This window comes from Neisseria sp. 27098_8_112 (assembly GCF_041433235.1).
GTDB lineage: Bacteria > Pseudomonadota > Gammaproteobacteria > Burkholderiales > Neisseriaceae > Neisseria.
Window position 1 is genome coordinate 136,999 of record NZ_JAPWBB010000005.1, and the last position, 10,590, is coordinate 147,588.

Annotated in this window: 11 protein-coding genes and 1 other RNA gene; 3 read left to right on the plus strand and 9 right to left on the minus strand. The window is 50.0% G+C overall.

Features of this window, described 5'->3' with window-relative positions; all coding sequences use genetic code 11:
* Positions 1-101: 101 nt before the first annotated feature.
* Positions 102-198, plus strand: an RNA gene (ffs, locus tag O3682_RS05040) — signal recognition particle sRNA small type.
* 117 nt (positions 199-315) lie between these two features.
* Here the strand turns inward: ffs and O3682_RS05045 are convergent.
* The 4 genes from O3682_RS05045 to O3682_RS05060 all read right to left on the minus strand — a co-directional run bounded on the left by O3682_RS05045 (position 316) and on the right by O3682_RS05060 (position 3,975).
* Positions 316-1,533, minus strand: a complete 1,218-nt coding sequence (locus O3682_RS05045; RefSeq protein ID WP_128581008.1) for a uracil-xanthine permease family protein — start codon at positions 1,531-1,533, stop codon at positions 316-318.
* A 167-nt stretch (positions 1,534-1,700) separates the two neighbouring features.
* Positions 1,701-2,012 carry a hypothetical protein gene (locus O3682_RS05050; RefSeq protein WP_128581009.1) on the minus strand — a complete coding sequence of 104 codons (312 nt, stop codon included), beginning with the start codon at positions 2,010-2,012 and terminating at the stop codon, positions 1,701-1,703.
* Positions 2,013-2,074: 62 nt separating this feature from the next.
* Positions 2,075-2,713, minus strand: coding sequence for a hypothetical protein (locus tag O3682_RS05055; RefSeq protein ID WP_371508790.1), 639 nt, complete (start codon positions 2,711-2,713; stop codon positions 2,075-2,077).
* Positions 2,713-3,975: a multifunctional CCA addition/repair protein gene (locus O3682_RS05060; protein WP_371508792.1), complete on the minus strand. Its 1,263-nt coding sequence runs from the start codon at positions 3,973-3,975 to the stop codon at positions 2,713-2,715. The genes O3682_RS05055 and O3682_RS05060 overlap by 1 nt, the downstream gene beginning before the upstream one ends.
* Positions 3,976-4,167: 192 nt before the next feature.
* Between O3682_RS05060 and ung the strand changes: the two genes are divergently transcribed.
* Positions 4,168-4,827, plus strand: a complete 660-nt coding sequence (gene ung / locus O3682_RS05065; protein ID WP_371508793.1) for a uracil-DNA glycosylase — start codon at positions 4,168-4,170, stop codon at positions 4,825-4,827.
* A gap of 53 nt (positions 4,828-4,880) precedes the next feature.
* Here ung and O3682_RS05070 read toward each other — a convergent pair whose 3' ends face one another.
* From O3682_RS05070 to O3682_RS05090, 5 genes are all read right to left on the minus strand, one after another.
* Complete coding sequence (locus tag O3682_RS05070) at positions 4,881-5,954, minus strand: sulfate/molybdate ABC transporter ATP-binding protein (protein ID WP_371508795.1); 1,074 nt, start codon at positions 5,952-5,954, stop codon at positions 4,881-4,883.
* Positions 5,951-6,811, minus strand: coding sequence for a sulfate ABC transporter permease subunit CysW (gene cysW / locus O3682_RS05075; protein WP_371508797.1), 861 nt, complete (start codon positions 6,809-6,811; stop codon positions 5,951-5,953). The genes O3682_RS05070 and cysW overlap by 4 nt, the downstream gene beginning before the upstream one ends.
* Before the next feature lie 83 nt (positions 6,812-6,894).
* Entirely contained in the window at positions 6,895-7,731 is an 837-nt protein-coding gene (cysT, locus tag O3682_RS05080) for a sulfate ABC transporter permease subunit CysT (protein WP_371508799.1), read from the minus strand.
* Between the two features lie 160 nt (positions 7,732-7,891).
* Positions 7,892-8,341: a DUF4124 domain-containing protein gene (locus O3682_RS05085; protein ID WP_371508801.1), complete on the minus strand. Its 450-nt coding sequence runs from the start codon at positions 8,339-8,341 to the stop codon at positions 7,892-7,894.
* Between the two features lie 12 nt (positions 8,342-8,353).
* A complete protein-coding gene (locus tag O3682_RS05090) occupies positions 8,354-8,548 on the minus strand; it encodes a hypothetical protein (protein ID WP_036491242.1) in 195 nt (64 codons plus the stop codon).
* Positions 8,549-8,718: 170 nt separating this feature from the next.
* Between O3682_RS05090 and O3682_RS05095 the strand changes: the two genes are divergently transcribed.
* Positions 8,719-10,347, plus strand: a complete 1,629-nt coding sequence (locus tag O3682_RS05095; RefSeq protein WP_371508802.1) for an ABC-F family ATPase — start codon at positions 8,719-8,721, stop codon at positions 10,345-10,347.
* The last annotated feature ends 243 nt before the right edge of the window (positions 10,348-10,590 follow it).

Below are 10,590 nucleotides of genomic sequence, written 5' to 3' on the forward strand. Positions count from 1 at the left end.
AATATTGTTTACAATCTTGTCGTGTAAATGGTTTTCAGACGGCCTGAGAGATTTTATCGCTTGAGTTTTTCTGTAAAACCGCTATAATGCGTTTCTTCTATGGCGGGTCTCCCCGCATGGTAATTCGGAACACCGGGTCAGGGGCGGAAGCCAGCAGCCCACTCTGATGAGCCAGTGCCGGGGGTTCGGCTCGCCACCTTATTCAAAAATGCCGGAGATGGTTAAGTCTCCGGCATTTTTCATTGTATAAAGCGTAATAAAAAGGCCGTCTGAAATCTCATTTTCAGACGACCTTTGAGTTTATGAACCAGCTATTTATGCTTCTTCTGATTTTGTATTGGGCAAAACGCAGTTCAGGATAATGGCCAATACGGCACATAAACCTACACCGGCGAAGCTCAAAGTACCTACTTTGATAATCATGCCGCCGATACCGGTCGTCAATACGGAGCTGACGATAACCAGATTTTTCGGCTGCATCAAATCGACTTTCGCATCAATCAATGTTTTGATGCCCAAAGAGGCGATTGTACCGAACAGCAGCAACATAATGCCGCCCATAACCGGCATGGGAATCGAAGCCAAAAACGCGTTGAACTTACCGAAAAATGCCATGAAAATCGCAAAAATAGCCGCCCAAGTCATGATGACGGGGTTGCTGTTTTTGGTAATCATCACCGCGCCGGTTACTTCGCCGTAAGTGGTCACAGGAGGGCCGCCAATCAAACCGGCCACGCATACGCCCAGGCCGTCGCCGGCGAGGGTTTTGTCCAAGCCAGGGTCTTTGGTGTAGTTTTTGCCGGTTACATTACCGATGGCCATAATGCCGCCGATGTGTTCGATGGCCGGGGCGATGGCAACGGGCAACATAAACAAGGCTGCCTGCCAGTTGACTTGAGGCGTTTCAAAATGAGGGACCGCAAACCAAGGAGCGTTGATGATGGCACTGGTATCGACCAAGCCCATGATTAGAGCCAATACATAACCGGAAGCCACGCCGATCAAAATCGGAATCAGCTTCATCATTTTGCTGCCGAAGACAGAAACAATGACGGTTATTGCAAAGGTAAAGCCGGAGAGAATCAGCGAGTCGATATAGTCGATGACCTGTTTTCCATCTGCCTGACCCATGGCCATGCTACTGGCTGCAGCGGCCACGGACAAACCGATTACCATAATCACCGGACCGATAACCACGGGCGGCAACAGCTTGTGTACCGCATCCAGACCGCGCCATCTGATCAACGCGGCAAAGACAAAGTACATGAAACCGGCTGCAAACAGACCGAACATGGTAGAAGGCAGACCCCATTCGCCGATGGAGTAGATAATCGGTGCAATAAAGGCAAAAGAAGAGCCGAGGAAAATCGGCACTTTACGTTTGGTAACCAATTGGAACAACAAAGTGCCCAAGCCTGCGCCCAATAATGCCAAAGCCGGGTTCAGGCCCGTCAGAAGCGGCACAAGCACCATGGCACCGAATGCGACAAACAAAATCTGCGCACCGGCTACCGCCGTTTTAAGCTGATTCATAAAAGCTCCGAATAAAATTCAAACGGCGCAGATTATACTGATTTATCCTAGTCATGAACATTTATTTACAAAAGGCCGTCTGAACAAATGTAACGATGACACCTGTTCAGACGGCCTTGTTCGATAACGAATGGTTAATAACTTATCAAAATCGATTAGGAAAATTTTCAGCCGCGTGTTTCGCGCCAAACCAAATAATCGCGCAGGGGTGGCATGGGCGGATTGATGCAGTGCGGACAGATACCGGTTGTGTCTTCATCGTCGCTGTCGATATGGTAGTCGTTTGGATCGAAGCGCACCTGCTGCATCACAGCTTGCGCCAATGCTTGTTCCTGTACGACATCAAATTCAAATTTTTCCAAAATCTCATTCAATAGGCAGATTTCGCCGTCGCTGAAAGATTCGCTGTGTTTGGCAATGAGACGTTGATAATCTTCATTGCTGATTTTTTCGTAAAGTAAATCGGTCTGGATAGTCATGATTTTATTGTTGAAATAAGATGGTCAAGGTGCGGATTATAGCGGATATCGTGGTGGCTGTTTTAAAGGATGTCTTTAAGTTGACGGGCTTTGGCGGATGTGGGGATAAATCTGTTCAATTCAATATTGACTGCCTGAAAATCGCGGCTATCAAAAAAATCGCCGATACGTATGGTTTTTCCCTGATAATCGAAAGACCATGCACCTTGTACACATTTTTGGATACGTAAAATATTGGGAATATTGTGAATTTTTCGTTTCATACCATTTTGGTATAGGTTTTCGTTTGGCAACCTCTGTTTCCTTCCTTGTGCAATAGGAGCTTTGGGAATATGGTCACGAGAATGCCATTCGGAGATTTCTGACAATGGGAAACTACGCCAACGCCCAATGGAGAACAAGGTATAACCATGAGACAGCGTATGGTTACGGATCTTGATGTTTTCACGTCCGAAAAGTTGCCAAAGAAGGCCGTAAACAAGTGAACCCACTAAGTAGAAAGTAAAAAGTAAAGGGATGAGAATGGCTTCTAAATTAGTGAAATAGTGCTCTTCAAGGTAAAACGGCGCGATGCATGTAAGAGCAAAGGAAAACATAAGAAATACCGCGGTAAAACCGATTTCCTGCGAGTCATGTACAACACGCGCAGATACGGCAATACCGTTGGGCATGCGCTCGATTTTATAACGCGAAGATGCCATCAATAGCCTCCTATTTTTTCGGTCTGATACGCTTTTTGCAGCGGCTTAATTTGCGCCAAGCATGCATGATCGATTTGTTCGGCAATTAAATGGGCTTTTCCTTGTGCGCGGCACTCGGCGGCAATTTTGCCTGCATCTACTTGGTTGGCGGCCTTAAGTAAGGCCAGCCAGTGTTCGCGTTGCGGATAGGGGGTGTCTTCAAGGTTCAGACGGCCTTGTTTGTCGGCCACGCAGACGTTTAAGGCCGTCTGAAAACGTTCGGGGCGGCGGAATGCGTCGGTTTTTTTCAAAACATTCAAAATGGTTTTGCTTTTGAACTGCCCGACTTGATGGAGCATGATGTGCCAACGGCAGACAAGTTCGGCAAGCTCGGCGCAGTGTTTGGGTGCGCGCAGGCGTTGATTGACTTCGCGGACGGGTTCGACGCCGTTGACGTCGTGTCCGTAGTGTTTCGGTAGGATATCGGCCGGTGTTTTTGCCTTGCCCAAGTCGTGCAATAAGGCGGCATAGCGTTCGGCGAGGGACAGGTTCATCTCGGCGGCTCGTTGTACAACCATCAGCGTATGAATACCGCTGTCGATTTCGGGATGATAGTCGGCACGTTGCGGTACGCCGAAGAGGGCATCGACTTCGGGCAGTAAAACTTTGAGTGCGCCGCATTCGCGCAAAACTTCAATCATTCGGCGCGGATTTTTCTCCATCAAGCCTTTGGCCAATTCCTGCCAGACGCGTTCGGCAATCAAGGCATCCGCCTCGCCGTTTTCTACCATTTGCCGCATCAGCGACATGGTTTCATCGGCAATTTGAAAACCATAACGCGCAGCAAAACGGGCGATACGCAAAATCCTTACGGGGTCTTCGGCAAAGGCAGGCGAAACGTGGCGCAGGATGCCGGCCGCCAAATCTTGTTGTCCGCCAAAGGGATCGATGATCGTGCCGTCTGAATCCTGAGCCATGGCATTGATGGTCAGGTCGCGACGCATTAGGTCTTGTTCCAGCGTAACGTCTTTATCGGCATGAAAGCTGAATCCGGCATAGCCTTTGGCGGTTTTGCGCTCGGTACGGGCGAGGGCGTATTCTTCGTGGCTGTCCGGATGGAGAAAGACAGGGAAATCCTTGCCGACAGGTTGATAGCCTTTAGCCAACATGGTTTGCGCATCTGCACCGATGACTACCCAATCGCGGTCTTTGACGGGCAGGCCTAACAGATGGTCGCGGACGGCGCCGCCGACAAGATAGGTTTTGATGGTTTGTGTATTCATATAAAAATCGAACGATATAAAAAGGCCGTCTGAAAAGCCGTATTGGGTTTTCAGACGGCCTGATTCAGAATGCTATTATGACGCTTTAGGCTTGTTGCTGTCGATAATCTTCAGTCCGGCGGCGACAACAAACCATATCATTATGCGGCATATCCTTTATAATAAGCCCATTCAAATACGGAGCGGTGAATAATGCAGACTTGGCATGAGGCAATTGGTGCGGAAAAAGAAAAGGCGTATTTTCAAACGATTTTGGAGAAGGTGCGCCATGAAAGGCAGGCGGGGATAACCGTTTATCCACCCGAGCGCGATGTATTCAATGCCTTTCGGACGACTGAATTCGGACAAGTAAAGGTAGTGATTTTGGGGCAAGACCCGTATCACGGCGCTGGTCAGGCACATGGTTTGGCGTTTTCCGTCCAGCCTGAAATTGCGGTGCCGCCGTCACTGGTCAATATTTATAAAGAGTTGGCGACGGATATTGAGGGTTTTCAGATTCCGCAACACGGCTATTTGCAGCATTGGGCGGAACAGGGCGTATTGCTGTTGAACACGGCGTTGACTGTCCGTGCCGGTGCGGCGCATTCCCATGCGACTTTTGGCTGGGAGGCGTTTACCGATGAAGTCATCCGACAATTGGATAAGGAACGCGAGCATTTAGTCTTTATGCTGTGGGGCAGCCATGCGCAGAAGAAAGGCGCGTTTATCGACCGCAACCGTCATTTGGTATTGACCGCACCGCATCCTTCGCCTTTATCGGCATATCGCGGCTTTTTCGGCTGCAAACATTTTTCTCAGGCAAACGCTTATTTGCAGGCGCATGGTTTAGAGCCGATTGATTGGCAGGTTTAATAAGATAAAAGGCCGTCTGAAAGCTGATTTTCAGACGGCCTTATGATTTAGTTTTAAATCGAATATTCAATCAGTTCGTTTTGAGAGAAGACATAAACCTGTTTCGGAATCAGCCTCAATTCTTTGCCTTCGGCGATTTGGTAACGCGCGGCATCGCTGCTTGCCAGCGTGATATGCACGTCTTGTTTGTCGTGTTTCACCAAAATATGCGTCAGTGCGCCGACGGCGTGGATTTTTTCGATTTCGGCGCGGATCATCGGTGTTTCGTTTTCGGCGGCCAGCTGCCATTCGTGCGGACGGATGTAGCCGATGGCAGTTTGATCCTGCCATTTGTAGTGCGCATCCAATTTCCATGCGAAGCCGTTGTAATGCCATAAGCCTTTTTCGATGCGTCCTTCAAATGCGTCGGTTTCGCCGAGGAACTCGGTGACGAAGGCGTTTTCGGGTTTGCGGTAAATGGCTTCGGCGCTGCCGGTTTGTTCGATTTTGCCGTGGTTCATGACGACGATTTCGTCGGAAACTTCGAGGGCTTCTTCTTGGTCGTGCGTCACCAGAATGCTGGTTACGCCTAGATTGTGGTGGATGTCGCGCAGCCAAGTGCGCAATTCTTTGCGTACTTTGGCATCCAGTGCACCGAAGGGTTCGTCCAAAAGCAGGAGTTTCGGTTCGACCGCAAGTGCGCGGGCAAGGGCGATGCGCTGGCGTTGGCCGCCGGAGAGCTGGTGCGGATAGGATTTGGCGAGGTGGGAGAGCTGCACGAGTTTGAGCAATTCTTCGACTTTGGCGCGGATTTGTTCTTTGGATGGGCGTTCGGACTTGGGCAATACGGTCAAACCGAAGGCGACGTTGTCAAACACGTTCATGTGGCGGAAGAGGGCGTAGTGTTGGAACACGAAACCGACTTTGCGCTCGCGCACATGCTTGGCGGTTACGTCTTGGCCGTCAAAGAGAATTTGGCCGCCATCGGCGTTTTCCAGCCCGGCGATGATGCGCAGGAGCGTGGTTTTGCCGCAGCCGGAAGGGCCGAGCAGGGAAACGAGTTTGCCGGTGGGGACATTGAGGTTGATATTTTTCAGCGCGTGGAATGCTCCGAAGTGTTTGTTTAAATTTTGAATAGTGATGCTCATGCTGCGTTCCTTTCGGCGGCGGCGAGTTTTTTGTCTTGTAATTTTGTGATGATGTTTTGCACCAGCAAGGTGGCCAGTGCTAAGAGTGCCAATACGCCGGAGAGGGCGAATGCGCCGGTGAAGTTGTATTCGTTGTAGAAGATTTCGACCAAAAGCGGGATGGTGTTGGTTTCGCCGCGTATGTGTCCCGATACCACGCTGACTGCGCCGAATTCGCCCATCGCGCGGGCGTTGGTAAGGATGATGCCGTAGAGCAGCGCCCATTTGATGTTGGGCAGGGTAACGCGCCAAAACATCTGCCAGCCGCTTGCGCCGAGTATCAGCGCGGCCTGTTCTTCGCTGTCGCCCTGTGCTTGCATTAAAGGAATGATTTCGCGTGCGACAAAGGGGAAGGTAACGAATAAGGTCGCCAAAATAATGCCGGGGATGGCGAAGATAATCTGTATGCCTTGCGCTTCGAGCCAGCCGCCCAATGCCGTGTGTGCGCCGAACAATAAGACGAACATCAAACCGGCCACCACGGGCGATACGGAAAACGGTAAATCGAGCAGGGTGGTCAGCAACTGCTTGCCGCGAAAATTAAAACGGGTTAGCAGCCACGCCATCGCCACGCCTAATACGGCATTGACGGGGACGACAATCAGCGCGGTAATCAGCGTCAATTTGATGGCAGACCAAGCTTCGGGATCGGTCAAGGATTGCAGGTATAAATCCCAACCGCCTTTTAAGGCCTCGTAGAATACGGCAACCAAAGGCACGACCAGCATCAGCAGCAGAAAGCCCAAGGCGGTAGCAGTCAGCAACACGCGCAGCCAACGCGGTTCACTCAAGTTTGGATTGGTGGAATGGGTTTTCATGTTAGTGAAGTCTCTATTTATTCTTGTATCCGTTTAGGCCGTCTGAAAATGTTTGCTTGACGTTTCAGACGGCCTGTTGTTTGTTAAACCTTCGCTCCGGCGCGGCGGCTCAAAGTCCATTGCATGATGTTTAAAATCAGCAGGATGACAAACGAAATCATCAGCATAAACAGAGCAACGGCTGATGCACCCTGAGCATCGTATTGCTCCAGTTTGCCGGTGATAATCAAGGGCAGGATTTCAGACACCATCGGAATATTGCCTGCGATAAAAATGACCGAGCCGTATTCGCCGGTAGAGCGGGCAAACATCATGCCAGCTCCGGTCAACAGGGCTGGTGTAATTTCAGGCAAAAGGACGCGGCGGAACGTAGTCCAACGGCTTGCGCCCAAAGTCGCCGCCGCTTCTTCATACTCGCCCGACAATTCTTCCAATACCGGCTGCACGGCGCGGACGATAAAGGGCAGGCTGACGACAATCAGCGCAATCCAAATACCGATGGGCGTAAAGGCGATTTTGATGCCCAAAGGCTCGAAAAAATGGCCTATCCAGCCATTGGGCGCATACAAGGTTGCCAACGCAATGCCTGTTACCGCCGTCGGCAGCGCAAACGGCAAATCGACTAAAGCGTTTACCAATCCTTTGCCCGGAAATTCATAGCGCACCAATACCCAGGCAACCAACGTGCCGAACACGATATTGGTCAACATCGCATAAAACGACATCCGCAAGCTCAGCCAGACGGCCGCCAAGACATTGGGTTCGGTAATTGTGTTCCAAAATCCGCTCCAGCCGATTTCCGCCGCTTTGGCCGCCATCATTGCAAACGGCAAAACCACCAAAAGCGACAGGCATAAAACCGTCAAACCCAGGCTGAGCTTGAAACCCGGCAATACAGAAGGCGTTTTGAGTAACAACATAATGGCAACCGTCAGAATTTAATACACGCTTACTTTAACAAGGCCGTCTGAAAACTGGAAAGAATGCTTTGTTTGGTATAAAGACGATTTTGTTATATTGAAAAGCTGAAAAGGCCGTCTGAAAACCAAATTTCAGACGGCCTTGCTGGTGTGGTAAATATCAATAGGCAACAGGATCTTGAGATGCAGGCTGGTGTTGCGCCGCGTCATAGTTTTCCTGAGCCGAGCGGACGGCTTTTTCCAAACCGTTGATCCGTTCGAGATAGCGGGCATAGTTGCGTTCATTGCCATAACGCACTTTTTTGCCTTCTTCCAAATTTTTCTTGGCGGTATCTAAAGCACGCTTGGCCGTGCCAACATCAGGCGGATTGACCGGGGCGACAGCTTCTTCCGCCTGCTCGGCTTTGCTTGGGGAAGTTGGCGTTGCCGGTGCTGAAACAGGCGCAGAAGTATATACGGACGGTTTGCCGATATTGCTGGCTTTGCAGTTTTTGCCGCCGGCTTGGGTATAGACTTTGCGGCCGGCAGAATCGGTACATTCAAAAATAGGCGCGGCGGAAACCGCAGTTGTCAAAGCGAGCAGTAATGTGCTGATCCAAAGTTTGTTCATTTTTATTTTTCCTTAAAACCATTTCCACCAAACAAACAAAGCCGCAATCATGATGATGTTGGCGAAGAGTATGGGTTTCCACTGTCTGGGTGCGCGCCGCAATTCGGCGCCCGAGCGCGTGCGGCGGATATAGAAAAACGGGCTGAGCAGCATGGAAGCGGCACATACCAAAATAATCACGGCGTAATAGATTTTGTGCGTTTCCATATCGTTTCTCCGTTTCAGACGGCCTGAAATGCTGACTGCAACGCATTTTTTCGTGAAGCGTTGTCTCGAAATTGGGCACATTTGCCATAGCCTCAATCCTGAGGTCTTTGCAAAAATATGCTACAATCGCGTCCGATTATAACATTCTATTTATAAAGGTTTTACGAATAATGATTTCTACCAACGGCATCACCATGCAGTTCGGCGCAAAGCCGCTGTTTGAAAACGTATCCGTCAAATTCGGTGAAGGCAACCGTTACGGTTTGATCGGCGCCAACGGCTCAGGCAAATCCACCTTCATGAAAATCCTTGGCGGCGATTTGGAACAGACTGCCGGCGAAGTAGCGATTGAAAACGGCGTGCGTTTGGGTAAATTGCGCCAAGACCAGTTTGCCTACGAAGACATGCGCGTGCTGGACGTGGTGATGATGGGACACACCGAAATGTGGGCGGCGATGACCGAGCGTGATGCAATTTACGCCAATCCCGAAGCCACCGAAGACGACTACATGAAAGCCGCTGAACTGGAAGCCAAGTTCGCCGAATACGACGGCTACACCGCCGAAGCGCGCGCTGCCGAATTGTTGAGCGGCGTGGGCATTTCCGAAGATTTGCACAATGCGACCATGGCAGAAGTCGCCCCGGGTTTCAAACTGCGCGTATTGCTGGCTCAAGCCCTGTTCTCCAAACCAGACGTATTGCTCTTGGACGAGCCGACCAATAACTTGGACATTAATACTATCCGCTGGTTGGAAGGCGTGTTGAACCAGTACGACTCCACCATGATTATTATTTCGCACGACCGTCACTTTTTGAACGAAGTCTGCACCCACATGGCGGATTTGGACTACAACACCATCACCATCTATCCGGGCAACTACGACGACTACATGCTCGCTTCCGCCCAATCGCGTGAGCGCGCCCTGAAAGACAACGCCAAAGCCAAAGAGAAACTGCAAGAGCTGCAAGAGTTCGTCGCCCGCTTCTCCGCCAACAAATCCAAAGCCCGTCAGGCAACCAGCCGTCTGAAACAGGCAGACAAAATCAAATCGGAGATGGTCGAAGTCAAACCTTCTACCCGTCAAAACCCATATATCCGTTTTGAAGCCGACGAAAAAGCCAAGTTGCACCGTCAGGCTGTAGAAGTTGAAAAACTGGCCAAACGTTTTGAAACCCAGTTGTTTAAAAACCTGAACTTCATCCTTGAAGCAGGCCAACGCCTTGCCATCATCGGCCCGAACGGCGCAGGTAAATCCACCTTGCTGAAACTCTTGGCCGGCGCATACAACCCCGAATATTCAGACGGCCTGCTGCCGGACGAAGGCACCATCAAATGGGCGGAAAAAGCCAGTGTCGGCTACTACCCGCAAGACCATGAAAACGACTTCGACGTCGATATGGACCTGAGCGAATGGATGCGCCAATGGGGTCAGGAAAGCGATGACGAACAAGTCATCCGCGGCACTTTGGGCCGCTTGCTCTTCGGCAGCAACGATGTCGTGAAAAAAGTGAAGGTTCTCTCCGGTGGCGAAAAAGGCCGTATGCTTTACGGCAAACTGTTGTTGTTGAAACCCAATGTTTTGGTCATGGACGAACCGACCAACCACATGGACATGGAAAGCATCGAATCTTTGAACATGGCGCTGGAAAAATACAACGGCACGCTGATTTTCGTATCGCATGACCGTCAGTTTGTATCTTCATTGGCTACCCAAATCATTGAATTGGATGGCAAAGGTGGATATGAACACTACTTGGGCGATTACGAAAGCTATCTGGAGAAAAAAGGCTTAGTTTAAGCTCATACTGATAGCCTATTAAGGTATTGAAATGCCGTCTGAAAACCGTTGTGTTTTCAGACGGCATTTTTTGAAGCGTTTCATATTGGCAATCATTGAAACTGCTAAGATTAAAATGGATAAATTTCTTGTTAGGAATTTTTATTAAAGCCATAAAACAGATATACAAAAGGCCGTTTGAAATATTTCAGACGGCCTGAGACCTTTGCAAAATTCCTTTCCTTCCAACAGCCGAAACCTAAA

Excerpts from the sequence above, each read along its gene's own strand:
- O3682_RS05090 (WP_036491242.1), bottom strand. The coding sequence starts at position 8,548 with ATGGAAACGCACAAAATCTATTACGCCGTGATTATTTTGGTATGTGCC.
- O3682_RS05060 (WP_371508792.1), bottom strand. The coding sequence starts at position 3,975 with ATGAATACACAAACCATCAAAACCTATCTTGTCGGCGGCGCCGTCCGC.
- O3682_RS05070 (WP_371508795.1), bottom strand. The coding sequence starts at position 5,954 with ATGAGCATCACTATTCAAAATTTAAACAAACACTTCGGAGCATTCCAC.
- O3682_RS05085 (WP_371508801.1), bottom strand. The coding sequence starts at position 8,341 with ATGAACAAACTTTGGATCAGCACATTACTGCTCGCTTTGACAACTGCG.
- ung (WP_371508793.1), top strand. The coding sequence starts at position 4,168 with ATGCAGACTTGGCATGAGGCAATTGGTGCGGAAAAAGAAAAGGCGTAT.
- cysT (WP_371508799.1), bottom strand. The coding sequence starts at position 7,731 with ATGTTGTTACTCAAAACGCCTTCTGTATTGCCGGGTTTCAAGCTCAGC.
- cysW (WP_371508797.1), bottom strand. The coding sequence starts at position 6,811 with ATGAAAACCCATTCCACCAATCCAAACTTGAGTGAACCGCGTTGGCTG.
- O3682_RS05045 (WP_128581008.1), bottom strand. The coding sequence starts at position 1,533 with ATGAATCAGCTTAAAACGGCGGTAGCCGGTGCGCAGATTTTGTTTGTC.
- O3682_RS05055 (WP_371508790.1), bottom strand. The coding sequence starts at position 2,713 with ATGGCATCTTCGCGTTATAAAATCGAGCGCATGCCCAACGGTATTGCC.
- O3682_RS05095 (WP_371508802.1), top strand. The coding sequence starts at position 8,719 with ATGATTTCTACCAACGGCATCACCATGCAGTTCGGCGCAAAGCCGCTG.
- O3682_RS05050 (WP_128581009.1), bottom strand. The coding sequence starts at position 2,012 with ATGACTATCCAGACCGATTTACTTTACGAAAAAATCAGCAATGAAGAT.